Source organism: Segatella hominis (assembly GCF_019249725.2).
Lineage (GTDB): Bacteria > Bacteroidota > Bacteroidia > Bacteroidales > Bacteroidaceae > Prevotella.
Genome location: NZ_CP137560.1, coordinates 105029 through 130420 on the forward strand (window position 1 = coordinate 105029; position 25392 = coordinate 130420).

Sequence of the window (25392 nt, forward strand, 5' to 3'; positions counted from 1 at the left end):
AGTCAGAGCCTATGGCTTCGTCTCGGCTTTTTTTTTCTCACTCTCTTCGTTCATTGCCGCATTCCAGGCACTCACGTCGTCCGGAGTGATCAGACAACAGAAAGTCTCGAAATCGACATCAAACTCCACTCCGTCGGCCTTACAGGCACTCACGACACAACACCACATGAACATCAGTAACTCTTCTATGTTGTTAGCGTCCATGTCGCTCACGTCTTTCTGCAGATTTCTCTTAAACAGGAGCATCGCTCCCATCGAGAGGCGGCAAGGCAATTCCTTGCCGCCTACATTGATCAGCGTTTTTTTCATTAATACATACAATATTTAAAGAAAAATGAAAACAGTATCTTTTAACTCAATTCTTCAGAATGGCCTGTAGCACTGCTTGCGCTACCACTCTGCAAACCGTCGGTCTGTTTCTCCACCTTGCCGTAGTTCTCCAGCTGTACGGTGTACTTGGCATCATCGCCCGCCTGACCGTCCAGATCGAGAGAGGTAATAATGTACTTACCCTTATATCCACCAGCCGTCTTGCCGGTACGCTTGCCAGCCTCACGGATATTATAGCTGCAGGTTACAGGTGTGCTACTCAGCATCAGGTCCTTCAACTGGTCGTAGGTAGGAGCACCCGTATCAGCGTCCGTACAAACCAAGCCGTCGGCAGAGATACTCTCCGAGAAACTCTTCACGTACTTCTCTTTCCACTTCGCACCTGCAGCCTCCTTGGTCATACGTTCACCCGTCTCGGCAGAGGTGGTAATCTTACAACCTGTACTGAAGGCCAATGCGCCATCATTTACGGAGAGGATAAGATCAGTACCGTCCAATATATTTTCCATATTGATTACTTTTTATGATAACTTACTAATAGATAACCCGCAAGGGCTACCCCTAACCACACACAAATTAATATGATCAACGAACCCTTACCACGTTCGGGAGGTTTCTTCTCTTCCACGCTTTCTACGCTATTATAATTGCTTTCTAACGCCGTTCGCCTGACCTTAGAAGAAGAATTTGCCGAAGTAGTACAGGAGTTATTTTCGCCTTCGAGTTTAGCTTGAGCTTTCGCCGTACCATATCCCTCGATGCTATACCCGCCGCCTTCCAATGGCTTGATGAGCCACGTCTGCTGCCACTGCTGGTCAGTCGTCAGATTTTCCGTTGTCAGACTCGTCACCTGTGCCGTGTCGCGGCTTACGCTGCTGTCTCGACTTACGCTGCTTACCAGCCCCGTCTGCTGCGTCTGTGTCACCATCGTCTTCTTGGTTCTGCAGTTCACCACTAACAGGACAAGAAGCACGATGAGGACAAAGCTGAATGGCCTCGATAGCCCGTGTGAGCCTATTGAGCGCATAGCGGGTGCGGGCATTCTCCTTGTTGAGTTCCTCGATAGCTTTTGCATTATCTTCTGCTGCATCGTTCAGTTCTTTTTGTTTAGCGAGGAGTTCCTTACTCACGTCGCCATACATCTCCTTGAAGGTGTCATGTATGCGCTTCGCCTGCTCAGCCTCCTTCACCTTTCGGTTGGCTATCCAGGCGATGGCAGCACCAATGCCGCCCGATGGGATAGCCCACTGCAGTATGTTTAGTATGATGTCTGTCATCGCCTTTCAACCATTTTAACTAATAACTAACTTATAATATAATGAAGATTTGAAGCCTTTTTTTAAGCCTGATGGCCGCTGTAGATGACACCACCGGCATCCTCCTTCTTAGGCATACAGATGAAGTAATGGCGATAAGAAAGCAGGTTGCGCTGATACTGAGGGTCGTTCTCTGCAGGACTGTAGTACATCTTGGTAGTACCTGTAGCCTTGAACACACGAGGCACATGGAAAGCAAATGAGCACTGGAACTCACCCGCCTTAGGCGTTGCGCCCACTGCATTCTTCACACCTGCAGTACTGTAGGTAGGGCAAGCGCCATACTCGTAGATATCGAAGCCATAGAGGCGACCTACGGTGCCGTCATTGCGGTTGATGTTATACTGCTCCTTAAATGCCTGATCGATCTCCAAGAGGTCGTTCACATGGTCAGTACAGAGCACAAGGCGGCGGTCAGTCACTGGCACGCCTAATGCGTCGAGCTTACGCTTGAGGGCTACAATGTCGTCAATACAGAGCTTAATACGCTTGGTAGCAGTATCCACCGCACCGGTAGTTACGAGCACAGGAGTCTTGTCCGTATTCTTGGTAGGACAGAGCGCATGAGCAGCCTTGGCGTACTTAGCGTCATTCAGGGCGTTGGCACAGCTTTCCTTCACGCGCGACATCTTGTCGTAGGAGAGTGCATACAACTCATCGTCGGTCACTGGTACCACCTTAGTCTGGAACTTATCGAGCGAGAAGGTCTTGTCGCCGTCCTCTAACTCCTGAATATCCAATGGGTACGTGGTGTTATTGATGAGCACCTGCGGATCTGCACCCACATCTACAAGGTGGATCACGTCATTATTGACGATAGAACTCTGGTCTGGCACACCGTTGAGCCATGATGCATCCAGCTTTCCACGGAGAGCCCTAATCAGCTCACCCGTCCATACTTCCTTCAACACACCCTCACATGCTGCATCCTCAGGCATAAAGCCAGGGAGAGCAATGGCGATAAGACAAGCCACAGCTGCACCACCCAAAGGACTACAACCCAACAACACAGCAATAACTCCACCCACGATGGCATTAAAAAGCAATGCCGATGTAATCTTGATAAATGTTTTCTTATTCATAGTTATATTTTAGCATTTAAAATTTCTCATTTGTCATTTGTCATTTCTCATTATCGAGCGGGTTCAAATCCATACTCCGCCTTATAGAGTCGCACGAATTCGTCGTGGTGATTGTCGTGCAGATCCATCATCACGTTGGCAGGCACGGCGCTCAGCTTCTCATACTTGGAGTAGTCTTGTGGTTCTGCCACGATATTGCCCTTATCGGTTCGGTGCAGGGTAGCCGTAATCTTACCCTGAGGCTGCATGGCAGACAGAGTGATGTTCAACTGATCCAGACCCAACTTCTTACCCAATTCCACGAAGTGATCCTTCATGCCTGCAGCAAGACGTTTCTCGGTAATGGCAGTTTCCACCGCACGTGTGATAGCAGCCAACTCCACCGCCTGCTGCTGTGCCTGGAGCGTCTGTACCTGAGTCTCCAAGGCGGTTACCTTACCTGCCGCGAGACCGAGACTCACGAGCTTCTGATTCACTTCTTCTTCTGTTGCGGTCTCCTTCAGACCCAACTTGATCGCTAAATCTTTTAATTCCATTTCTTTCTTTTTTAATGGGGTTTTACTTACATTATCTAATAGAGGAAGAACACCGTCGATGGAGTCCTGTCCTGCTGAAAGTGAGATTGTCTTACCTTCATGAGTGAGCACGATAGCGTCATCATTGCCACCAATATCCACCACACTCACCTCGATGAGCTTAGATTTCGTCACCGTAGGTCTCTGCTGTCCCTCTGCGAGCAACTGCTTGTCGTCGCTCATCTCTAAGATCTGAAAGTTAGCGCTCACCATTTTCACACTGCCGAACTCCCATTGCTTCTTCAGTTGCTTAGACAGTTCCGTAGCTTCATCGAACACCAGCTCACCCGTCACGTCCTGACCTTCCACCTTCAGATCCTTCACCATACCGATCACCTTGCCGCGCTCGTGCATATAGAGGAGCACGGGGTTGCGCTGGTACTGTGCCAGGTCTATACCCGGTGTAAGAATTCGAGTGCCGTAGCAGTTGACGCTCTCGTTACTGATTCTTACTCGTTTACCTTTAGCCATATATACATATTTAAAAAAGTTTCTACTTTCTTTTTCCTGCGAATACCAGCGGAGCGTTCCGCCCGAATTCGACTGCAATATTACTAACTTTTCGCATAACCTCCAAAAAAGTATGAAATGGTTGCACACTTCTATGAAACCGCTGCACACTATTTTTGCAGATTGCCCAAAAAGTCGCAATTTTGCAGTACCAAAACCCGCGAGGCATTAAGTACCTCAGCGGTTTTCTATTCACATTATAATAACATTCGAATATGACAAAAGCAGAATTAGAACGCAAGAAGAACCTCGCCCGAACCCTCTATATGGCGGGTAAAGAACAGGCAGAGATAGCCGAACAGATAGAGGTATCCAGAGTAACAATATCCAAGTGGGCCAACACGGAAGGATGGAAAGAACAGCGAGCCGCCAAGAACGTCACACGACCCGAACTGGTCAACAAACTACTCCTTACCATCGACACCCTCATCAGTCAGGTGAACGAGTCCGGCGACCCGGATAAGATTTCCGGATTGGGCGACCGACTGGCCAAACTTTCGTCCGTCATTCAGAAACTCGACAAGAAGGCCAACGTGGTAGATGCCATCGAGGTGTTCATGGCATTCTCGAAGTGGATGCAGTTCCGCGCACAGACCGACCCGAACATCACACCCGAACTTCTCAAGACATTCAACTATTACCAGGATCTCTTCATCTCCGACAAGATGAACAATGGCTTCAGCTGTGAGCTCTAATACATAATAATAAAGCAAAGAAGGATGGCAACACAAACTGAAAAGAAACAGGCCATCGAGGCATGGCGGGAACACTGCAAGCAGATAGCAGCCCTCACCGACACCTCGCTCATGGCTCCCGAAAGCAAAACGGAGCGAAACAAACGTATTGCTTCCCTGCAGAGGGACTATGCTGCCTTCTGCGAATATTATTTTCCTCACTTCCTGCAGCTCAAGGACAAGACCACTGGCAAGGTACTGCGCACCATTCACAATGCGCCGTTCCACAACCAGGCAGCCCGCAAAGTGAAGTCAACGCCCAATCTGAAGGCGGTATTCATGTGGCCCCGTGGTCATGCCAAGAGTACCCATCTGGACGTTTTCCTGCCCCTGTGGCTCATGTTCCAGCCCCTCAGGCTCATCAACTTCATGGTCATCGTGGGCAAGAGCGAGGACGCTGCCTGCCGACTCCTGGGCGATATCCAGGCAGAGTTGGAATACAACGACCGACTCAAGGCGGATTTCGGAGAACAGAAACCATCCGGTGGCGACTGGACCGATGGTGAGTTCAAGGCACAGTGCGGGGTCAAGTTCCTCGCCTGCGGCCGTGGTCAGAGTCCTCGTGGTCTGCGCGACCGTGAGGCACGTCCTGACTATATCGTTATCGACGACCTCGATGATGATGAGCTCTGCAAGAACGAGAAACGTGTGCGCGAGCTTACCTCATGGGTCAAGTCAGCCCTCTTCGGATCCTTAGACGTGGGACGTGGCCGCTTCATCATGGTGGGCAACCTTATCTCCAAGAACTCCGTACTCTTCAATATTGCCCACACCAAGGGCGTATTCCTCTCCAAGGTCTATGCCGTGGATAAGAATGGCGACCCGACATGGCAGGAGAAATGGACGCGCGAAGAGGTGGATGCTTATCGTGAGTTCGTAGGCTACCGAGACTGGAACAAGGAGATGATGCACAATCCTATCAAGGACGGCACCATCTTCCGGCACGAATGGATTAAGTATAAGCGTATGCCGAAACTCTCGAAGTATGAGGCCTTAGTCTGCTATACTGATCCATCCTGGAAATCGACTACCGAGAACGACTACAAGGCGTGCCGACTCTGGGGCAGTATCGGCAAGGAACTGCACCTCATCGACTGCTTCGTGCGCCAGGACACCACGGGTGCCATGGTAAGATGGCTCTACAATCTCTATGAGCGAAGCTTAGAAGAGGGAGCAAGCATCCAGTTCTACATGGAGGCAAACCTGATGCAGGATACTGCCCTCGATGAGTTTGCTGCTGAAGGCGACCTGCGTGGCTATCAACTGCCTATCACGGCAGACAACCGCAAGAAGCCCGACAAACTGCAGCGTATCGAGTCCGTAGCTCCTCTCTGGGAGCGTGGTGTGGTTTTCTACAACGAGGCGCTCAAAGACTCTGAGGATATGCAGGTAGGCATCGACCAGACGCTTTCGCTCGAACATGGCAGCCGTGCGCACGATGATGCACCCGATGCCGACGAGGGTGCCATCTATATCCTCCAGAAGCAGGGCAGAGTAGCCGCCTTCGTTCCAAGAATAGTGAAGAGAATGCGCCCTAAAAATTCATGGTAGCAGCGCCAACTCAATTTCTAATTTCTCATTTCTAATTTCTCATTAAATTATGAGTTTCATCACGCAGGAAGATTTCAAGGTCGTGAGCAGCGAAGCTTCGCTCAAGGCCATCACGGGTGCAGACCCGGACAACATCAGCAACGCCATCGCAGAGGCACAGGAGGAAGTGGCAGGGTATCTGCGCCCCAAGTATGATACCGACCGCATCTTTGCCACCGAAGGCGACGACCGCAACCGCCAGTTAGTCATGTACACCGCCGATATTGCACTCTACAATATGATAGCATCGCTCCCCAACCGCATGGGCTACGAAACCCGCAAGGAACGCTACGAGCGTGCCATCAAGTGGCTCGAGGGCGTACAGGCGGGTAAGATAGTACCCGACCTGCCCATCGCTACAGACGATACCGGCAACGATATCTCACAAGGCGGAGTCTTAGCATACGGCAACGGCCCCGACAACCACAGCTGGTAAAATTTCTAATTTCTCATTTCTAATTTCTCATTAAATGAAAATGAATATAAATAGAACAAAAGACCGCATAGAGGATGCCTGGAGAGCACTCCTCGGCCGACCGCAGCTTTGGAGAACCAAATATGGTGATATCGAACTGGTAGGCAAGAACAACCGCCGACAGGTGGAAAGTATCATCGCCAAACTGCAGCGCACCACCGAGGCGCTCACCAAGGGCGACATCAAGAAGTGGCGACGTGCCTGGCAACTCGCCATCAGTGTGGAAAGTCCCAACCGTCAGGCACTCTACGACATCTACCGTGATACCGAGATAGACGCACACCTCTCCGGTTGTATCGACCAGCGCAAGGGCTTCGTCATGGAACGCTCGTTCAAGATAGAAGACAAGAACGGAACACCAGCCGAAGAACTCAATCACTTCCTCGAGCAGGAATGGTTCGTGGAGTTCTGTCGTCTCGTGCTTACTACTCCTTACTGGGGTCACTCACTCATCGAACTCGGAGACCTCGGAACCGATGGCGACGGATGCCTCGCTTATAACAATGTAACGTTGGTGGATCGCAAGTACGTCATACCCGAGCACCACCGCGTCATCACCGACCTCGGACAGGACTGGACCACTGGCATCGACTACCATGAGCCGGAATGGATGGGCAATCTTGTTGAGGTGGGCAGACCCGACGACCTCGGACTTTTTCTCAAAGCTTCGCTCCACTGCATACCTAAGAAGAACGTATTGGCTGCATGGGACGTCTTCAGTGAAATCTTCGGTATGCCGCTGCGTGTTGCTACCACAGGATCCAGAGACCAGAAGGAGGTGGACCGTATCAGTGACATGATGGAGCGCATGGGGCAGGCCGGCTATGCCGTACTGCCTACAGGTACGGAAATCCAAATCGTAGAAAGCGCCAAGAGCGACGCATTCAATGTTTACGATAAGCGTGTAGATCGCGCCAACTCCGAAATCTCCAAACTTATCATCGGTCAGACCATGACTATCGAGGACGGTAGCAGCCTCTCGCAGAGCCAGACCCACCTGAAGGTGTTTGAGAACCTCGTAGAGAGCGATGCCAAGTTGCTCGCCAACACCATCAACAACCAGCTCTTCCCTCGCATGATCAGCCATGGTTTCCCGCTCCAGGGTTATCACTTCGCATGGGACGATAGTCCAAGCTATACCCCGGAGCAGCAGATGGAGTACGAGAAGATGATCTCCGACCGATACGAGGTGGACGGCAAGTACTTTGCCGACAAATACAACATGCCCGTAGGCAACCGCATTCAGCAGCCTTCACTCTTCGGTAGCGAACCTGCAGAAAAGAAAGAAGACCCAAAAGAAGACCCGGAAGACCAAAAGGATCTGAAGAATTTTTTCGATTAAGCCCCGAAGCTTATGAGGGGCTACACCTGAGATATAAGGAGATACTGAAGGGTATGGACGTGCCCGACACTATTCAACTCATGGGCGAGAAACAATGGGAGGAGATTAAATCACGGCTCACTGGCAAGTTCAACAAGATGATAAAGGGCCTTTTCCGTCAGAAGGGAGCACAGCTCGACATCAACATTTTAGCAAGCGACGAGGCGCAAGAATTCATCACCACCCATGCTGGTATCCTTGATGGCGGCTTCCAGAAGGTAGAGATGAGCGATAAGATGCGCGAGCGCCTTACCCGCTCCAATTATATCTTTTCGGGCATCAAGACGTTCCACGAGCTCAACGAGGCTTTCCCTTCCATGCTCGATGAGAATGGCAATAAAAAGCCGTTCGAACGCTTTTTGAACGATGTCCAGAAAATCAACGATACCTACAATGCCAACTATCTGCACGCCGAATACAACTTCGTACAGGCTTCTGCTACCATGGCGGCAAAGTGGGAACAGTTCAGCGAGGATGGCGACCGATACTATCTGCAGTACCGCACAGCCAAGGATGACAAGGTGCGTCCGGAACATGCCGCCCTCGATGGGGTAACACTCCCGATGAGTGATTCTTTCTGGGAAACCTATTACCCGCCGAATGGATGGAACTGCCGCTGTACCGTGGTACAGGTGCGCAAGCAGAAATATCCGGCCACAGAGCACGCTGAAGCCATGAGTAGGGGCGAAGAAGCCATGAACGGCGAACGGTATAACATTTTCCGTTTTAACAGTGGCAAGCAGGGCAAAACCATGCCCGACTACAATCCTTACACCATCAGGCGGTGTAATGACTGCGACGTGGCGAAAGGAGGTGGTGTAAAATTAGGGGCTTTTGTTCCTGATTACCAACTTTGCCGTAGCTGCGTAAAGATTAGAGAATGCTACGAAAATAGAGAAAAGGCTAATGGTGATCAGAATCTTACTAAGCGCACAAAAGAAGAGAAACATGTAATTTATTCCATGCCAATAGAGGAGCAATTCGAAACCCTCTCAAAGAACAAGGAAGGTTATGAAGTATCTCGCCATATACTGAAGGATAAAAAAGAGATGGATTACAACCGTGTGCTTAATACTGCAAAGTTGCTATCTAAGTTTGATAACGTGAGAATACAGCCCGAGATACACGCCAGCGAGATTGATATAAGAAACCGCCTTGGACTTCCCGAAAAGAAGAACCCGGACTTGATGTTTGGAAATACTTTCGTGGATGTAAAGTCTCCGTTCTCCAGCAAGAACATTGTTACTAACGCAAACGATGCTTGTAAACAAAATGCCATAGCTTGCATCACAGATCATCTTTGCCATATAGACAAAAACAAAATAGGTCTTTTGGCAAGAAAGGTATTAAGTGACAGGAACTACACAAAGGATACCGTATTCTTTGTCGTGGAGAATAAACTTTATAAATATACAACAGCCGACCTTTAAAAAAGATCGGCTGAGGTTTCCCAACTTCGCGGGCTGGTTCCAGTGGTCATGACTCCCACGCTGCAAATATACAATAAACTTTTTAAACTCGCAAGAATATGAGCAAAAAAGAAGAAAAAAAGAGAAAAATCGAATGGAAACGACATTGCTTTGCCGTTTCCTTGGTAGCAAATCTAAAGAAAGATTGCGATAATAGAGACCAACAGACTAATCACACCCACAACGGTTGCGATAATAACACTATAAAACTGGATACGCTCACGTCGGTACTTAGCAACAAAACCACCGTTATCTACAAGAGCCTTACCCTTAAAGGTTATCTTGTAGTGATTGCGAGACTCTTCAAGGAGGCCTTCCTTCACAAGAAAGCGGATGGCATCGCCAAAGCCTTCTGGGGCATTGTGGAATAACACTTCGCCTGGCACCCATACGTCAGTTTTGAAGCTACTGATAGCCACGTCGAGTAATTCCGAAGAAAATTTAGTCATAATCTATAAATGTTTTAAGTTATACGATATACATATAACGCCAAAACGGCGACAATATTATGCCATTCCAATCCCTACTAAGGCCGAGCCTTCATCCCTACTACCGATGAGCCTCAGTCCCTATTAGGGATGGAGCCTCGTCCCTATAGGGATGCAAAAACGATATTCTAACGGTGTTCTATCACCATTATATTAACATTTTAATCTTAAAAAGTAAATGATCAATTACAGTATTGCAATGATGGGCAACCCTGCCAAGAAGCAGGACCCAAAGAAAGCCTACGGTGTGGCTCAGTACACCGAGAAGATGACGCTCAGCGAATTCAGTGAGCATATCTCAAGCCACGGCAGCACATACGATGCAGAAGACGTGGAAGCTATCCTCGGAAAAGCCGTGAAGTGTCTGCGCGAAATGCTCCTTGCCGGCAAGAAAGTGGAGTTAGGCAAGCTCGGAGAATTCTACGTAACCCTGCACGGCAAGGGCACAGAACTCGCCAAAGACTACAACCCTGCCACCTGTGTGGAGAAGGTAAACGTGGTGTGGACTCCTGGAAGCCTCTTCGAGAACCTGAAGAAAGAGGCCACCTTCAGCTTCGTAGCAAGCCGCAACGAACAGGCAGAGGCTAAGCGAAAAGCAAAGGCACAGAACGGTGACACCAATCCTGACAATACACCTGACCCCGGAAACAAAGAAAACCCGGACAACAAGGAGAACCCAGACGACAAGGGTAATACCGAGAATAAGGGCGACACTACCGATGGCACCGACACCGGTTCTGATGGAAGCTACGAGCTACACTAATCCTCATACAAACAAGTAAAAGGGCTGCACCACGCTTGGTGCAGCCCTTCGTTTTCACACATATCCGGCATAATGAAACTCAAAAGTTTAAAAAATAAACCTAATAACTTAAAACAATTGAAATATAATATCTAAAAATAAGCGTATGCTCTTACCACGTTTTTAAATATTTTACCCTAAAGACATCCACATTCTCCAGCAGTTCCATGTGACTGTGATTGGTGTCTGTCATATAAGGATAGCTCACCTGATACTCAGCCCCCGGCTCTATGTCCTGCAGAGCTTCCCAGATACTTTCTCCTATCTCGAAGGAGGCGTGATAAGCTTCATCGTTCCAGTCGGTCACAAGATGAAGCCTGAGATCTCCAGCGCCTCTCACGCACTTCCCGAAACCGGCATCCTTCACTACGTCCCAGCTGATTGTACCGAACTCCACGAATACTGCAGGACGACTCCATTCACTTTCCTCATCTGCAAAGGCGACGTTCTCATTCCACAGGTCTATATGCTGCACTGCAGGCACCCCGTCTTCTATCGCCCTCTTGATGTCCTTATATAAGTTTTCTCTTGGATCCATATCTATGATGTATTAATTGATTTCTACTTTTTAAGATCAAGATGATTGAAGTATTCCTCAAGCTCATCCTCGATAATCTTTGTCACTTCTCTCTCTATTTCCGGAGCCATGCCCAAGAACTGGCGTTTCGGTATTTTGATGGTCTTACCCACCTTCATCAGCGCCATCGCCTTCCAGAATTCGGCATTGCTCGAGAGTTGCTGGTTCTTTTTGTTGTTCCGAAGTGAGCCGTTCTTTTTACGGCCAAACGACCCCGAAGCTTCGTAGTACTTATGCCAGAAATACCGCTTCATCTTCTCCGTTACCTTAATCTCTCCACCTTCGTTATGGATGGCAGCATAGGGAGAGGAAGAGAAGAACGTGATAGAGGTAGCATCGCTCCGGCTCTGAACGCTCTTTCTCAGGTCGCCCGAGGCTACGAGGATATGCCCGTCGCCTCTTATCGGACTTTTCCGTCTTGCCCAAGCCTTGGTAAAGAACCCCTGACGCTCAAAGTTCTTGTCGAACTCGTCACCGATCTCCACCCTGATATCACTCAGAATATGTCTGATCACTACCGATAAATCATTATTTCCTGCCATGCCCTACCCATTCAACATTCAACACTCAACATTCAACATTTATTATTCCCATCCTTCAAACTTCAGGAAGGGTTCGTCGTCTTTAGGAATCTCATTACGAGGGTCGGCGCTCGCATTCAGAATATTATATAGCTGCCGCTCACTGATGGCGTACTTCGGATAGATGTACCGCCTCCAGATTTCACGATTGGATATGCCCATTTTGGCATATTCATCGTATATCGCATTGATGTCAGCTACCCGTTTCTTGTAGCTAAGTCCGTTCCTTTGATGAAATTTCCGCAAAACAACTTTCCCTTCCTTACTATTTACAAACGTTATAACATGGTCTCTCTTTATTTCTACTCTTCTTCAGAGCCTTCCTCCTCTGTCGCTTCCTTCTCGTTTTTCGGTGCGATGAAGATACGGCAGAAACTTGGCTCCATCCTGTGCCAGATGCCCAACTTCGGATCACGCTTGAAGAAGTAGTAATTGGTAGCATTCTTCTGCACCACATTCGACTCCTTGAAAAGCGCCATGATTTCGGCGTATTCCTGGTCGTTGAATTTATCCTCCAACTCGTAGAGTTTACTGATACTCTTGTAGTCGAGATCTCCGGACTGGTTGCGCTCCAGGAGTGTCATCGCCAACTGATACATCGGGTCGTTCTGTCCCTTCTCGCTTCTCTGCATATACTCCTTCAGGAAGGTGACAAGGCGCTCGGCTGCAAGGTCTGCACGCTCATCGAAACCCTTCACCTTACTGCAGCTTACCAGGAGTCGGAAGTTTCCGTCCGTAATGGTGTAGTTGCGCTGGTCGTCATTCTTTACCTGTCCATACTGTCTCATGATGGCCGTGAATGCCTCCACTTCGCGCTCAAGCCATTGTTTGAAGCTCTTGGTATCAGACATTACCGTGATAAGATTTTCCTCCACACGGTGCATAAAATCGGCTCGCAGACCCTCATAGGCATCACGCTTGTTGATACGTTCATTCTTGACCTCTGCGTTGAGTTGCTGGCGGAGCGCCTCTTTCTGTTCGTCACTCAATGATGAGATATCAAACTGTCCCTGCTGAGTATTGCCTTCAGCTGGGCTGATTTTTTCGTTCTTTTCCATAACCTAATAGTATTACTTGTGATTGATTAATATTTTGTTCTTTACTCCCAAAGGATTCTTTGCTCTTCACTCTTTCTTCTTCCCTCCCAAGTCCTCCCTTGCGCTTGATGGCTCTCAGTTTGCGTTCGAGAGCTTCGAGGTCAGGGATATCCAACTGGGCAAACACCTTGCCGCATATTCTCGGGTGAGAGCAGAAGTCATTGATGCGCTGCCAGTCTCCGGTGTTGACCCCTAACTCCTGCATCAGACGCAGACAGATGGAGCGGTGCCGCTTGCGCTGATCTCCATACCCGCACATGTTCTCGAGAGCCTTGCACATGTCGGTATATTCTCTCGTCGTCATCTCGCGAAGATGTGAGGTGCGACCCTTCGTGTACGTTGAGACGAGGGATTCTTTCTGCTCTTCCTCATCTCCATAGTGCGGTACTTTCTTGAAGGCGGCATAAAAACGCCTGTAGTTCTTAACTGATCCTGCCATCCGTATTTCCCTTTAAATTGTACTACGTATATCATTCGAAAGCCGTTTTAACGCTGTTCTTACATCTACGAAACCGTTTACCGCTAAGATTGAACGGTTATTGATCCGTCGTTCAGAAGACGGTACTCTAAGTAATGTTCACGGGCGATCTCGAGTATATAGCCCACACCTCCAGCCAGGTCCATCTCTTGAAGGATTGGTATATTATCAAAACAGAGGTATATTTTGCCCTCAAATTCTCTCGCCTGCAAGCGGCTAAGTGCCTCACGTTTGATGTTTCGCTCGTGCTTGAGCATCTTCTGACGGTGAGCTTCTTCTGAGATCTTCTTCCACCATGCCTTAACGGCAAAAAACAATTTCTTCATAATTACAAGTATTATTATTAGTTTATAATTTTGTCGCAGCTTTAGCGCTGCATTGCCTTTATCAAATCCCGTCGAGTATATAGTCCATACTGTTCAGGTATTCATTTTTCATCGCATCTGCATTCATATCGGACACCTTGCCCGCTACTTCCTCATAGATCTGCGACTGGTCCAGATAAGAGAAGTCTTTCGTCTTTCTCTTGATGTATTCTATGATTTCATTTACTACCTCTTCCATAATTCTCAAATATTATTACTTGCCTGGATGAGTCCATCCTCCCATACTCTGAAGGTAGCTCCGGCTTCTCCGATGAATCGACCCTGGCAGACTGCCTCGTAGCCGACTACTCTCACTTTCACGCCCGCCATATACTTCAGCCTGACTGCAGGCTTGCCCAATGGCTGGCTCTTCGCTTCCTGCGAGATGAAGATAAAACTCTTTCGGGGAAACTCATTCACCAAGGCTTCTACCTGTGCGTATTCCCAGTGAGAGTACTGGAAGGAGTCCACGATGATGAACTTCGGACCCTTGCGCTGCTTCAGCATTCTTTTCAGGTTCTCCAGGTCCGAATCGATGCAGACTCTAAACCTGCCTTGCTCTTCCTCCATGTGAAACCGCTCGATACGCTTCTTAAAGCTCATGCTCACTTTCTCTTCATAAGAACAGTAGAGCACCACGCCGTATTCGCAGAGTTTCTTGGCGAGCTGCATCACGAAAGAGCTCTTACCACCAGCCGAAGGTCCCGAGATAAACCAGGTATCATACGTATCCGGCTGCCCGAAGCACCGCTCCCATTCTCCACCCCAGGGTATCGGCTTGTAAGTCATCTTCAGTATCTCCCTGGGACTGTATGCTCTTTTTGCCATATTTATCTAAAGCAAGAATGCTCTTTTTACTTTTTTACCTTTTTACTTTTTTACCTTTAAGAGATTTTCAGCTTCTCTATCTCGGTATATACTCGTCTCAATCCGCCTCGGGTCTGTCTCACGATGGTGGCGACGTCATATCCCTCCGGGGCATTCACCTTGGCCACGATGGCAGCCTGCTTCATCAGGAACTTCTCGCGCTCCTTACCGTCGTCGGGTGTCACCTTACAGTATCGCCCACCGTAACGGCTCAGCATCTCGGTATATCCCACCTTCTTGCAGTCGATGCTTCGGTTGATCTTCTCCTTCAGTCCGTCGGCTCCCATCATATACCAGCCGCAGCAGTGCTCGGTGGCGTTCCAGAGTGCCTTCAGTTCCAGGAATGCCTCATACTGCAGATCGCCTGCCTCGTCGAGGATAATAAGCGGTGAGTCGATGGAGCGGAGGTAGTAGGTGAGGTCTTCATATACATCTCCGTAGGTTCCCTTGCTGTCAAGTCCGAACTCTGCCGCTATCTTGCGTATCAGGCGGCGCTTGGTCTTCACCTGAGAGCAGTCTATATAGGCTGCGTTCTTGTGGCTCTGTACGTAATACTTGGCGGTGTAGGTCTTGCCGATATTAGGCTCGTCGCAGAGGATCATCGAGAGAGCAGAGCTCTGTGCGGTCTCCAACTGCTTCGTCACGATGAGGAAGGTGTCGGTCTTGCCTGTCTTCCATTCTATCTCGTGACGCAGACTTACACCCAAGCGTCTGGCCAGGCGTATCCAGTTGCCGTCGCTGATGGTGCGGTCCGTCTGTCCCTGCTTTACCATGGAATAGACTGAGGTGGCCAAACCGAGCACCTTTGCGTGCTTGCTGTCACTGTCGAAGCGGACACGGTCTTGGGCCATCGCCGCCAAAATCTTCTTTTTCTGTTCTGTTGTTATCATTGCCATAAGTTTTTGAAGTTTTTTATATCATGTCGATCGCACGCTGCAGGATATCTTCCTCGGTCTCGTCGTCCGTAAAGACGTCCATCGGTTCCGTGTCTGGTAGTTCTGCAGTAAGTTCCTGTATCTCTTCCGGCTCATCTGCCTGGCTGTCGGTCTTGCCTATATCCCTTTCTGCCTCCATCGTTCCGAGAGCGGGAACCATGTTGTTATCTACGTAGGTATTGAACTCCCTTACCTTCTTCTGCTGATGATAGAACTTTCTGCGGTCTTCCTCGGTCTGTTCTGCCATCACTCGGTTGTAGGTTTCTACCTTCTCCACCTGGTCGATGAATCTGTCGCCCTGGAAGATGAACACATCCTGTGGCTTCCCGTCCTCATCCGGCAGATAGTAGGCGGTCACCTTGTAGTTGTTAGGCGCTAAGCGCTCCAATACTTCGGGCTTGCTCAGCCACCAGTCTGCATAGGCTACTCTTACCGTAGAGTTTCGCCTTACCGAGGTCTCCACCTTCTCGCCGATATATCGGGCAAGGGTAATGGCATCGAATGGGCGCAGATTCGGGTTGATATGCTCCATCAGCACGTCCCATCGGGTCATACCGGGATATTTCTTCTGATTAGGGTGCAGTGTATGGTTCCACTCGTAGTTGTCGCGGCGGTCGTCCGCCACAAGCTCATCGAATGAGTAATACTGCTTGTCTTCCCAGGTATCATTGCTCGCATCGCTTATCTTCTTGGATTCCACTCTGTATTTCCACTTGCCGTAGAATCGGCCGATACCTACGTGATTGCGGTGGATGATGCGCCGCTTCTTGGCTCCGTTGAGGTTTTCCGCCTGTTTCTCCTGCGAGTTGAGAGGCGCACAGTAGCGCACATAGCTGAACACCGTTCCTTCCTGGAGCAGGGTGTACTTGTATTCAGACATCAGGTGGTTCTCTACCTCAATACCTGCCGGAATGCCCCAGCCATGCTTGGCTATCAGCCTGAACATCTCTCTGAAGCATTCCTTCACCAGGTTCTGGTCCTTGTCCCTGGAATAGCTGGCGCCTAACACGCACTGGCTCACCGAATCATAGGCATAGTAGGCTTTCACCCTCAGTTTCGTATCCTTCAGTTTGCGGGTCAGATCCACGTCATCCATGGTTATCTGGCTCAGCGAGTATTCTCCGGCATGGCGGTGCATGTGTGGCATACTCTCGTGCATGAAGGCGCTCCAGCTCAGCTGACTCTTATCCCAGATAAGCCTGTTCTTCGGCTTATTCAGGATGTTTCTGATGGTACTGTCGCTCAAACTCTTCGGATTCCCATCCTTGTCACAGAAATCTTCCGGGTCGAACAGCTCTCCAGTCTGAACATCATAAACATCAAGCTCGCCGCATACGAAGGAGTCATACAGTTCCTTTACCTGGGAGTTATAAGGCTTATTAGGAAGGCATTGCAGGCCGATGACCAGCTTCTCCGTCTTTACGTCAACCTTTCTGGTGTTCTGGTTGCCGAACTTGCCACTGATTAGTACGCCGTAGCCGCCAGCCTTATACTCATTTACCTTCTTCCTGAATCTCAGTGTCGATTCGGGTAGGGTATGATGATAGGTCTCCTTCAATATCTTGATGGTACTTGCCATCATGTCCCAGTCGTAGCGTTCGCCCATCAGCTTGCGGTAGGCGGAGGCTCGTTCGTAGAGCTTGATACAGGTATTGAGTACCGAAGCATTCACCACATACTCCTGGATCTTCTCCGCCGACAGGTCTAACCCTGTCTGCTGCCTGCTCTGAAAGTAGCACATGGCGTGCTGATCTACCTCATAATTGGAAGTAATCCATCCTCGCAGCCTTACTTCGGGACCTCCGGGGAACTCTACTTCCACCGCCTTGCGGTATTTGGTAGGCAAGCTATCTACGGCAATAAGAGCCGTGCAGCCGCTTGCGCCACCGCCTCGACGTACCACATTTAATCTCTTGCGATTCACCGAAGAGTCGTAGCAACTCTTGCTCATGATGCCCGTTCCAACAAGTTCTGTCGCAGATATACAAAGTGTATTGCCGTAATATTCCATAACTATAATTTCTTTGCGTTTTGATTTTCGTACTTGCCACTTACGAGACAAGCATAGCCATTTCTTTCGAACAAATTCATCTTTTCGCGAAGTCTCAAAGGAGATGCCGGCAACTTATGATCATAATCGGCTCTTAGCTCTTTTACAGCATCTGCCAAAGATATCCAGTCGAACTTATCTCCCATTAACGGCTGCCAATATATACCATGATAATAAAGCTTTATACAACATCTCAGCATTGACGCATTTGCTATGCATCTCGCCTTCGCTTCAACTGTCAGGTCCTTATCGAAAAAGAACTCAGAAGCTTTAGAGTCTATGCAAAGGTTTTCCTTAAGCCATTTTTTATTCTAAGCATATTGCCGCTTGGAATAACCGCTTCTAGTTTAAGGCGATACTTTACAGGTAGGCTATCAACTTCAACGAGAGCTGTATTTCCTTTTGCGCCACCGCCTCGACGTACCACGTTAATGCGGTTTCTTGTAGCCATCTTTTTGTAATTAGCCGGACTCATAATGCCCGCCTCACAAAGTTCTGACACAGATATGCAAAGTGTATTGCCGTAATATTCCATAACTATAACCTTTCTTTATTCTTCACTGGTGAAATAATCCCAGTTTCTACCCATACAGATGCCTACAGAGAGACATACGATGACTGTAATCAGATACCAAGTAATGTCCATAACTCTATCCTCCAACTCTAAATCCACGTTCCAGACGTTCTCTCATGCCAGGATTGCCGATGATTTCGGCATCCTTCTGCTTCCACCTTGCTGCCATGATCTGAAGCGACGGCATCTCTCGGACCAAGACATTGTCCGCAGATACCATTTCCTTACCCTTGAAGAAGATGGTAGCATTACCCGTCTTCTTGTCGAACTCCAGTACCGCTCCGTTGGAGAAGTATTGTCTGAAGCTTCCTTCATGGTCGAAAAGCAAGGTATCACCCTTTTCGGCAACCACCGTCTCCACGCCACCGTTGATTTTGGCGTACTGGCGGATACGCTTTGCCTTGTCGCTCATGCCCCGCTTGGGGTCGAAGGTGAGAGCAAGCCAGATAGCTTGGTCTGACACCTTGAAGGTCTTGCGTATTCCTTCGCGTACCTTCGTGCTTACGTCTATTGCTCTTTTCATATTCTAACAATATTATAATCCTTTTCTAATGGTGGAGGAAGGCGGAGTCGAACCGCCTTTCTGGCAAATCTTACTATGCAGTTATCATGTAAGCTTATCCGTGCCTTTAATCCATTTTCGCTCACTCCGTGCGTCCTGCATTCCAACTACCTCCAAGTTGCCGGGATACGTTGCCCGGCTCGTTGTTAATCCTGATTCTTTCTACCTTATAAAAACTAAACTTATGGCAAACATTAAGTATTTTTCGCTCAAAATGCTTATCTTTGCATCGAAATACATGTTTCACTAAAAATATATATAGCTTATGACAACAAATGAAATGATCCTCCAGGCACAGATTACTAGCCTGCGCCGCGTTGCAGATGTTCTTCTTCTTCATTTCTGGTCCGATGCGGAGAACAAGACTCAGCTTATCTGGTTCTCTCGCTATTTAAACTACAAATACGAGAGAGATATTCTTGCTTCTTCTGACTTCGGGCTAACCGATTCAGGACAGCAGCCTGAGCTTCTTGCTCGCAGACGTTACCATTTGCAGGTTCTGATGGACATTGCTTATCTGCAAGGTAATCTTGGAGAATTGAACATAGTTCGTCGAATTGCTCCTCAAGACGCTGCACTCGCAAATAAAGTTTTTGAGAGCTACGATGGTTTCGACGAATCGCTTTTCCGTGCGATTGACGAAATTGACAAATAGACTTTTTCATCTTAATCTCTTTTTATCAGGAGGAGAACCTATCATTCTCCTCCCTTTGTTAAACACTCTATTTCTTCTCAACCTTGTAGCCCTTACCTCGAAGGTAAGTCGCTACATACTCATCATCGCCCACATCTTCGAGCACATCGAAGAGATACCCCTTCACATATTCAGCAACTGCGCTTGATGATGCAAGCTCGATGTTCTTGGAGATAAACTCCACTTTCTTTGTTCTACCAAGGCCATTGAAGGCCTTCTCTACATTTTCCATCATTATAACTTTTTAAGTTCATAAATTTGCCCAGCTCGCGCTTTTTTAGTATCTTTGGCGCGGTGTTTATCTTAAACACGGTGCAAAGATAAGCAATTTGCGAATAACTACCAAATTTTTTGGGAATTATTTTCGCATTTTGAATAAAATAATATCGCAATATGGATAAAAAAGGCATTTTAGAGGCATTGATCGCCCATTATACAGGTGGTAATAAGTCGCAATTTGCGAAAATGTTAGGTGTTAAACCCCAAACGATTAATACCTGGGATTCTCGCAGTACCTTTGATATTGAGTTAATATACTCAAAGTGCGAACATATTTCAGCAGATTGGCTCTTGACAGGCGAAGGACCAATGCTCAAAACGAGTACTTCCGGCGCTGATGAAGCACTATGTCCTGAAGAAAAGGAGAGAAAAACGGAGAAAAATGGAGAAAAACAGAGAAGACCAGAGAAAAATAGAGAATATTCTTCTCGAATCCATAAGCTGCCGGAGGGAAGCATTGAGGGAATTCCACTCATACCAGCTAGCGCAATGGCAGGAGCATTCACTTCCGACGTGTCTATAATGGAGTACGAATGCGAGCACTATATCATACCAGACTTCAAGGGCGCCGACTTCCTTATCAGGGTAAAAGGCGACTCTATGCAGCCTACATACTACTCTGGCGACCTCGTGGCTTGTCAGAAGATACCGATGAACGACGTCTTCTTCCAATGGAACAAAACCTATGTTCTCGACACCAACCAGGGACCAATCATCAAGCGAGTACTACCGGGCAAGGATGATGATCATATCTGCATCGTCTCTGATAACGAGAAATACCCACCATTCGAGTTGGAGAAGTCATATCTCCACGCCATCGCCCTCGTTAGGGGCATCATCCGTCTGGAGTAACCCCGTTTCATACCCACCTCCAGGATGCGTATCATTTTCCCGGCTCTGGGAAGATGGTACACCCCCAAAAAGTACCCCCAGAGTGTTCCCCCTCCCCCTGGAAGGCGCTAAAATAGGCTTAAAAGCCCCTATATACTATATATAATAAGGTGTAAGCGCTAAAAACCGAAGTTCAAAAAGGGTATGTTTCCTGCACATAAAGTGGCAAAAGTGGTAGTTTTCCTACCCAAGCTATCGTTATGCCGTTTTACCCACTTTTGCAAGTCCAGTTTTTGAAAAATGCAAGTCCAGTTTGCAAGTCCACCTGCAAGTCCACTACCCAAAAATGGCCATTTCGGGCACAAAAAAGGGGAGCCGTAAAGCTCCCCGAATAACCCAAAATAATCCCAAAAATACCCCCAAAATCATCCCCGGCTTATAACATCATTCGAACACCGTCCGAATACCCTGTAATTTGCGTTCTAAGCCCTCATTCTTCCTCAGCTGATACATCACCCATTCGACCACCCGAAATGAGCGTAGATTGCTTTATTATAGCGCGTTTCGTGCATACTGTCCCGTTTCCTCCAAGCCCTGCGTGGAGCAGATATCCCTTGGTTGCACCCACCTCTTCAGCCGTCAGCACGGTATATACGGCCGAGATGGAACTGAAATAGAAGTCTTTCCGTCCTTCATGCTTGCCCACCAACAGGTGGACGTGTACTACTTTTGCCATTTCTTATCGTTTAAAGTTCCACATCGGGAGCCATGCATCATCTAAGCGCATCGCCCTCGTTATCGGTTGCAAATATACCAAATATTTATTATTTGGAATGTTTTTGCGTCTTAAATATTCCTAAACCCCTTATTTTTCCACACCATAAGGCACAAAAAAAGCGGCTCACAGCCGCCCCGTATCATCATTAAGCCCTCACGCTCTTACAATCTTTCCTGCATCATCAACCCCCACACAGTCCGCCCCGGTACCTCAGATCCTCAAACAGGTCATTTACCCCATGTTAACCCCATGTTAACCTAATGTAAACTTTCGCCCTATCTTTTCCACCTCCAGGCACTCCAAAATTAAACCAAAATTAAAGCTATGTAAACGTTTCGTTTTGCACCCTCTTTTCCTCTCTATCTCTGTAACTCTCTGTTATTCATCGTCTTACCTCATTTTTCCTCTCATTCTTTTATATACGCTTCGTTTTGTGCCCTTTATCTTCTTCAATACTGCAATATTACGATACCCTTTCTTGAAATTGCAACTTCTGTCTAGAAGCAGCGCAGGCTTTAACTCCAATGTTTGGCTATTAGTGGCCTTCTGCTGCTTCTTGTCCATGAGTTTAAAGCGCAGCTCGTCAATCTCGAATGGAAGATTTGTTTGATTTTCTACCGAGAAATCAACAAAGATATATTCGCCAACCACGTAAATGTTGTTAAGGCGCATCAGCATCTTGTTATGTTTAGTGAATGTACTTCTATATCTTGCTGGTGAGTTCCATACCTTCATGGCATAAGACACCATATCAGTTGTGGACATGGAGACCTCAGGGTTATGGAAGGCGTTGCGCTCAATCAGTTCTACCTCTTTGTCCGTAACAGCCTCTTGCAGTTTACTTGTGTAAACAAGGGCGTATTGAACTCTGTAGCGTTCCGTTATAATGGTAACAATCCCCATGAGCTCGCCATCTTTGTGATAACTTGAGGTAGGCTTGAGGCGTATGACATTTTCCAGAGGCTTATCACCCACAATGGAGTCTGTAGAGATGTCCACCAGGCGAATTGGCTCAGAGGCCGTGATAATAGTGGATACATGCTCATTCACTGTAATTTGCTCCATGTCATAACTGGTTTTCTGTGCTTGTGCCGTAGCCACCGAAAGGCATGCAAACAGCAATGCCCATGCTTTATTCTTCAATTTTTTCATATTGTTCTACTTTATAATATGCGACAGAATCGATATCTTGTCGCAATTGATTTCAATTGATTTATAATTTTGTCGTATTATTTATGAGATGAGTCTATCAAGTAAACCTTGGTACCATACTTGAGACGGATTCGGTTCTTCTTGATTCCCTTTCCCAGGGCACTCATGGCTTTTTGGGTAGCGTTAGACATAGCTTGGCTTGCCCAACTCTTGATACCAGCGCCTCCAGTACTGGATTCCGTCAGATTACTTCCCTGGGTGGCAGACGAGGCTATGTCCTTGGTTGTTTCACGAAAGTTACTTTGTGGAACATAAAGTCCTTCCAATCCATCAGTATCATAAATGTTCAAGCTCACCCTATGAATCTCTTCTTCGAAGAAGATGTTTTCTACCTTTCCCTTGACCCGTTGCTTGCCAAAGCCACTCATTTGAGCATATAGATAGGTTCCTTTCTTGACCGTAAGGTTACCTATTTCAATGTCATCCAACAGGCGAAGACGGACGCGACTTCCATCCACGGCTTTCACATCTTCATCAATAATGGCGGAAATGAGCTTGGTTTTTCCCTTTTCCATACCCAAGGTATTGAAATACTCAGATACCTCCTTGGTCTTCTTTGCAACTTTTTGAGGTTTCTCCTCATCTGTTTCCTTGCTCTTTGGATATGGTGTATTTGTATCCATGCTTTTTCCCGATTGATACGTCTGTTCTCGTTTGAAAGTCCCTCTATCATATTTGTCTGCCACATGGCTTGGATAGTTCTGTTCATCCAGTTCAGAATTGGTATATCCGGCTAGGTTCCGATTCATTTCCTCCCATTCTCTGTTCCTGCGTTGTCGCTGAAGCCTTGCGATTTCAGAGTCACTTACAGGAGCTACAAACTCATTAGAGGATGACGAATTTCGGCTTGCATTTTGACGAACCTTATTCTGCATGGCACGAAGTTTCTTCAGTTCTTCCTGTTCTGCCTGCTGTTGCTGGATAAGTTCAGCCTCCTTCTCGTTATATTGACTCTCATAGTTTTCCTTCTTATTGACGGAATCACGGTCGTTTTCAACACTCTCAATACCGGAGAGGTCTGTTATCTTACCATACTGTCGCTCCGTGTTATCCATCTTGCTACCAAGCAGTGAGTCTGTCTTGGCATCTGGAAGCGCACTGGATAGGTAGTCCGTGGTCTTGAGATTGGCATTGCCTGTATCCTTAATATCCAAGTTGAAGGTATCGATTACGAAATATCCCACGAAGAGAGAAAGTACGTAAACAAGAAGGGGCATCCAATACTTTCCTTCCTTAAAGTTTATATTCTTAACTTTCATCATTGCAATGCGTATTAATTGTTATGCTGTGGCTTATGCAAGGCTGAATCTACCTTTTCTACGGCCGTTATTCGTTCATGACTTCGTTGCTTGTAAGACTTGACCAGATTCACCACATTGATGGTAAAACATCCAATGACTATGGTAAATACGGTAGCAAGAAATCCAATGCGATGTTTATTAGCCGTCATCTGTAGGCGAGCTGCCAAGAAATTGATTCCGGATTTCTCAGCGAATTTCATACCTGCTCGTTTTTCCTTTTCGTAACGTTCCTTATATTTTGGATCGTCCTTGCTGGGCATTTGCTCGCCCAAGACCATTCTCTTTAAGCTCATATATTTTTCATTTATATGTTAGTATTCCGTTTTCTTTTTCTCTTCCAAGTCCTTGTTCAGAAGCGTTCTCCAGTTGGTAATCAAAATGCCATGAGGATTATTCTCCGTTCGGGGAACTTTCTTCAAGCTGCCAGCAGTCACAATCTGGCGCATCAGGATATTGGTTCTTCGCTCTATTCTCTGCCTGCCATAGTAGGTGAATGAAAGTGAGTCCTTGTTGAGTTTGATGCTGTCACAGAAAATACTGCAGATGGTGGAAGTACCAATGAGATTATTGTAGAATCCCTTTTCCTTGAGCGCATTATATTGTGCCAAGCCTGTTTCGTCAATGAGATACATGGCTTTCTCCATAGTGTATCGAATGTACTTATCGTCAGGAGCGAGCGTAAAGAATAAATGATGGAACATCTCAATATCACTCTTGGCTTCCACTTCAAAGGTCTCTTCCATGGATGTTTGTCTAACCAACACTGGTACATTTCCATCCAGCACATATACTTTTTTATGGGCATCGCTGACCATGCCTCTGGCTATGATGATGCTGCCCAAGCTGATGACGATACAGCCCATGAGAAAAAGGCTGCTGATGATCATCACCATCTTAATTTTGTTTTCTACGTTTTTTAATACTGCCATAATAGTATTTTCGTTATTAATCAAATTTATCCCTTTGGTAATAGGCTCATGGCACTTTGCTTGGCCGACGCAGCCACACCCTCACCGAAATTTCTGGTACTGAAGGCTGTGTCACTTTCAGGAATCATCCAAGCTGCCAGGTCTGGAACCAGGTTCAAGCACTTCAGCGAGACAATTGATGCCACAAGTAAATAGCCGCAAGTCATAAAGGCATTATGAATGTAGCCTGTCATCTCACCCTTACCAGCTGTTATCACGGTTAAGTTTTCCACCTGAACGCTGATGACAATGTCAAAAAGCAGAAGGACATAAAAACCTACGAAGTAGAGGATATTATGGCATAAAACAAAGTCGTAATAAATCAAAAGAAACACACGTTATCCAATTGATACACAGATACTTCTTTGATTTGATTTCTTTTATTTCCTTGACTGTTAAAAATCTATTTTTGGTGCATTTTTGTTGCACGTTTGTTACGCGAAATAAAATAATCTTTATAACTTTGACCTCAGAGAAACCCGAATGGGGGC

At 47.3% G+C, this 25392-nt stretch carries 33 protein-coding genes and 1 pseudogene; 8 read left to right on the forward strand and 26 right to left on the reverse strand.

What is annotated here, in order from left to right; genetic code table 11:
* Positions 1–9: 9 nt before the first annotated feature.
* The 6 genes from KUA50_RS15855 to KUA50_RS15880 form a co-directional block, all read right to left on the reverse strand.
* Positions 10–309: a hypothetical protein gene (locus KUA50_RS15855; protein WP_218456476.1), complete on the reverse strand. Its 300-nt coding sequence runs from the start codon at positions 307–309 to the stop codon at positions 10–12.
* Between the two features lie 41 nt (positions 310–350).
* On the reverse strand, positions 351–839 hold the full coding sequence (locus KUA50_RS15860; RefSeq protein ID WP_218456477.1) for a phage tail tube protein: 489 nt from the start codon (positions 837–839) through the stop codon (positions 351–353).
* 5 nt (positions 840–844) lie between these two features.
* Complete coding sequence (locus tag KUA50_RS15865; RefSeq protein ID WP_218456478.1) at positions 845–1180, reverse strand: hypothetical protein; 336 nt, start codon at positions 1178–1180, stop codon at positions 845–847.
* Positions 1146–1607: a hypothetical protein gene (locus KUA50_RS15870; RefSeq protein ID WP_218456479.1), complete on the reverse strand. Its 462-nt coding sequence runs from the start codon at positions 1605–1607 to the stop codon at positions 1146–1148. Before KUA50_RS15870 ends, KUA50_RS15865 begins: the two co-directional genes overlap by 35 nt.
* A 62-nt stretch (positions 1608–1669) precedes the next feature.
* Positions 1670–2728 carry a hypothetical protein gene (locus KUA50_RS15875; RefSeq protein WP_218456480.1) on the reverse strand — a complete coding sequence of 353 codons (1059 nt, stop codon included), beginning with the start codon at positions 2726–2728 and terminating at the stop codon, positions 1670–1672.
* Between the two features lie 50 nt (positions 2729–2778).
* Positions 2779–3774: an HK97 family phage prohead protease gene (locus tag KUA50_RS15880; RefSeq protein WP_218456481.1), complete on the reverse strand. Its 996-nt coding sequence runs from the start codon at positions 3772–3774 to the stop codon at positions 2779–2781.
* A 254-nt stretch (positions 3775–4028) separates the two neighbouring features.
* Between KUA50_RS15880 and KUA50_RS15885 the strand changes: the two genes are divergently transcribed.
* From KUA50_RS15885 to KUA50_RS15905, 5 genes are all read left to right on the forward strand, one after another.
* The gene (locus tag KUA50_RS15885; protein WP_218456482.1) at positions 4029–4508 is read left to right on the forward strand and encodes a terminase gpP N-terminus-related DNA-binding protein; all 480 of its coding nucleotides are present in this window, start codon (positions 4029–4031) and stop codon (positions 4506–4508) included.
* A gap of 24 nt (positions 4509–4532) precedes the next feature.
* On the forward strand, positions 4533–6098 hold the full coding sequence (locus tag KUA50_RS15890) for a hypothetical protein (protein ID WP_218456483.1): 1566 nt from the start codon (positions 4533–4535) through the stop codon (positions 6096–6098).
* A 49-nt stretch (positions 6099–6147) separates the two neighbouring features.
* Entirely contained in the window at positions 6148–6573 is a 426-nt protein-coding gene (locus tag KUA50_RS15895) for a phage protein Gp36 family protein (protein WP_218456484.1), read from the forward strand.
* 40 nt (positions 6574–6613) lie between these two features.
* Positions 6614–7954, forward strand: a complete 1341-nt coding sequence (locus KUA50_RS15900) for a DUF935 family protein (protein ID WP_218456485.1) — start codon at positions 6614–6616, stop codon at positions 7952–7954.
* A 137-nt stretch (positions 7955–8091) separates the two neighbouring features.
* A complete protein-coding gene (locus KUA50_RS15905; protein WP_218456600.1) occupies positions 8092–9423 on the forward strand; it encodes a phage minor head protein in 1332 nt (443 codons plus the stop codon).
* Positions 9424–9596: 173 nt separating this feature from the next.
* Here KUA50_RS15905 and KUA50_RS15910 read toward each other — a convergent pair whose 3' ends face one another.
* Entirely contained in the window at positions 9597–9911 is a 315-nt protein-coding gene (locus KUA50_RS15910) for a hypothetical protein (protein WP_218456486.1), read from the reverse strand.
* Between the two features lie 217 nt (positions 9912–10128).
* Between KUA50_RS15910 and KUA50_RS15915 the strand changes: the two genes are divergently transcribed.
* Positions 10129–10713, forward strand: coding sequence for a DNA-binding protein (locus KUA50_RS15915; RefSeq protein ID WP_218456487.1), 585 nt, complete (start codon positions 10129–10131; stop codon positions 10711–10713).
* Between the two features lie 151 nt (positions 10714–10864).
* Here the strand turns inward: KUA50_RS15915 and KUA50_RS15920 are convergent, their stop codons facing one another.
* The 12 genes from KUA50_RS15920 to KUA50_RS15975 all read right to left on the reverse strand — a co-directional run bounded on the left by KUA50_RS15920 (position 10865) and on the right by KUA50_RS15975 (position 18799).
* On the reverse strand, positions 10865–11290 hold the full coding sequence (locus tag KUA50_RS15920; protein WP_218456488.1) for a hypothetical protein: 426 nt from the start codon (positions 11288–11290) through the stop codon (positions 10865–10867).
* Positions 11291–11313: 23 nt separating this feature from the next.
* A complete protein-coding gene (locus tag KUA50_RS15925) occupies positions 11314–11871 on the reverse strand; it encodes a phage virion morphogenesis protein (protein ID WP_218456489.1) in 558 nt (185 codons plus the stop codon).
* A gap of 42 nt (positions 11872–11913) precedes the next feature.
* On the reverse strand, positions 11914–12156 hold the full coding sequence (locus KUA50_RS15930; protein WP_218456490.1) for a hypothetical protein: 243 nt from the start codon (positions 12154–12156) through the stop codon (positions 11914–11916).
* 56 nt (positions 12157–12212) lie between these two features.
* Positions 12213–12968 (reverse strand): DUF3164 family protein, encoded by a 756-nt coding sequence (locus KUA50_RS15935; RefSeq protein ID WP_218456491.1) that lies wholly within the window; start codon positions 12966–12968, stop codon positions 12213–12215.
* Positions 12937–13311: a hypothetical protein gene (locus KUA50_RS15940; RefSeq protein ID WP_218456492.1), complete on the reverse strand. Its 375-nt coding sequence runs from the start codon at positions 13309–13311 to the stop codon at positions 12937–12939. Before KUA50_RS15940 ends, KUA50_RS15935 begins: the two co-directional genes overlap by 32 nt.
* Before the next feature lie 218 nt (positions 13312–13529).
* Complete coding sequence (locus KUA50_RS15945; RefSeq protein WP_218456493.1) at positions 13530–13811, reverse strand: hypothetical protein; 282 nt, start codon at positions 13809–13811, stop codon at positions 13530–13532.
* A 61-nt stretch (positions 13812–13872) separates the two neighbouring features.
* Positions 13873–14049, reverse strand: coding sequence for a hypothetical protein (locus KUA50_RS15950; RefSeq protein ID WP_218456494.1), 177 nt, complete (start codon positions 14047–14049; stop codon positions 13873–13875).
* A gap of 5 nt (positions 14050–14054) precedes the next feature.
* On the reverse strand, positions 14055–14678 hold the full coding sequence (locus KUA50_RS15955; protein ID WP_218456495.1) for a DNA repair protein RadA: 624 nt from the start codon (positions 14676–14678) through the stop codon (positions 14055–14057).
* 56 nt (positions 14679–14734) lie between these two features.
* Positions 14735–15607: an ATP-binding protein gene (locus KUA50_RS15960; RefSeq protein WP_218456601.1), complete on the reverse strand. Its 873-nt coding sequence runs from the start codon at positions 15605–15607 to the stop codon at positions 14735–14737.
* Between the two features lie 22 nt (positions 15608–15629).
* Entirely contained in the window at positions 15630–17663 is a 2034-nt protein-coding gene (locus KUA50_RS15965; protein WP_218456496.1) for a hypothetical protein, read from the reverse strand.
* Between the two features lie 316 nt (positions 17664–17979).
* Positions 17980–18237 carry a hypothetical protein gene (locus tag KUA50_RS15970; RefSeq protein ID WP_218456497.1) on the reverse strand — a complete coding sequence of 86 codons (258 nt, stop codon included), beginning with the start codon at positions 18235–18237 and terminating at the stop codon, positions 17980–17982.
* A gap of 115 nt (positions 18238–18352) precedes the next feature.
* Positions 18353–18799 carry a hypothetical protein gene (locus KUA50_RS15975; protein WP_218456498.1) on the reverse strand — a complete coding sequence of 149 codons (447 nt, stop codon included), beginning with the start codon at positions 18797–18799 and terminating at the stop codon, positions 18353–18355.
* 304 nt (positions 18800–19103) lie between these two features.
* On the opposite strand from KUA50_RS15975, the gene KUA50_RS15980 reads away from it, so the two are divergent.
* Positions 19104–19493, forward strand: coding sequence for a hypothetical protein (locus KUA50_RS15980; protein WP_218456499.1), 390 nt, complete (start codon positions 19104–19106; stop codon positions 19491–19493).
* Between the two features lie 67 nt (positions 19494–19560).
* Here the strand turns inward: KUA50_RS15980 and KUA50_RS15985 are convergent, their stop codons facing one another.
* Positions 19561–19767 carry a hypothetical protein gene (locus KUA50_RS15985; RefSeq protein ID WP_256624194.1) on the reverse strand — a complete coding sequence of 69 codons (207 nt, stop codon included), beginning with the start codon at positions 19765–19767 and terminating at the stop codon, positions 19561–19563.
* A gap of 158 nt (positions 19768–19925) precedes the next feature.
* Here KUA50_RS15985 and KUA50_RS15990 point away from each other — a divergent pair, with 158 nt between their 5' ends.
* Positions 19926–20663, forward strand: coding sequence for a S24 family peptidase (locus KUA50_RS15990; protein WP_218456500.1), 738 nt, complete (start codon positions 19926–19928; stop codon positions 20661–20663).
* 469 nt (positions 20664–21132) lie between these two features.
* Here KUA50_RS15990 and KUA50_RS15995 read toward each other — a convergent pair whose 3' ends face one another.
* The 6 genes and pseudogenes from KUA50_RS15995 to KUA50_RS16020 all read right to left on the reverse strand — a co-directional run.
* On the reverse strand, positions 21133–21378 hold the full coding sequence (locus KUA50_RS15995) for a hypothetical protein (RefSeq protein WP_218456501.1): 246 nt from the start codon (positions 21376–21378) through the stop codon (positions 21133–21135).
* 432 nt (positions 21379–21810) lie between these two features.
* Positions 21811–22572 carry a conjugative transposon protein TraN gene (gene traN / locus KUA50_RS16000; protein WP_218456502.1) on the reverse strand — a complete coding sequence of 254 codons (762 nt, stop codon included), beginning with the start codon at positions 22570–22572 and terminating at the stop codon, positions 21811–21813.
* Between the two features lie 77 nt (positions 22573–22649).
* On the reverse strand, positions 22650–23894 hold the full coding sequence (gene traM, locus KUA50_RS16005) for a conjugative transposon protein TraM (RefSeq protein ID WP_256624195.1): 1245 nt from the start codon (positions 23892–23894) through the stop codon (positions 22650–22652).
* Positions 23895–23905: 11 nt separating this feature from the next.
* Entirely contained in the window at positions 23906–24226 is a 321-nt protein-coding gene (locus KUA50_RS16010) for a hypothetical protein (protein ID WP_218456503.1), read from the reverse strand.
* Positions 24227–24244: 18 nt separating this feature from the next.
* Positions 24245–24862 carry a conjugative transposon protein TraK gene (gene traK / locus KUA50_RS16015; RefSeq protein WP_218456504.1) on the reverse strand — a complete coding sequence of 206 codons (618 nt, stop codon included), beginning with the start codon at positions 24860–24862 and terminating at the stop codon, positions 24245–24247.
* A 26-nt stretch (positions 24863–24888) separates the two neighbouring features.
* Positions 24889–25194: pseudogene (locus KUA50_RS16020) on the reverse strand (hypothetical protein); the annotation flags it as partial.
* Positions 25195–25392 lie beyond the last annotated feature (198 nt).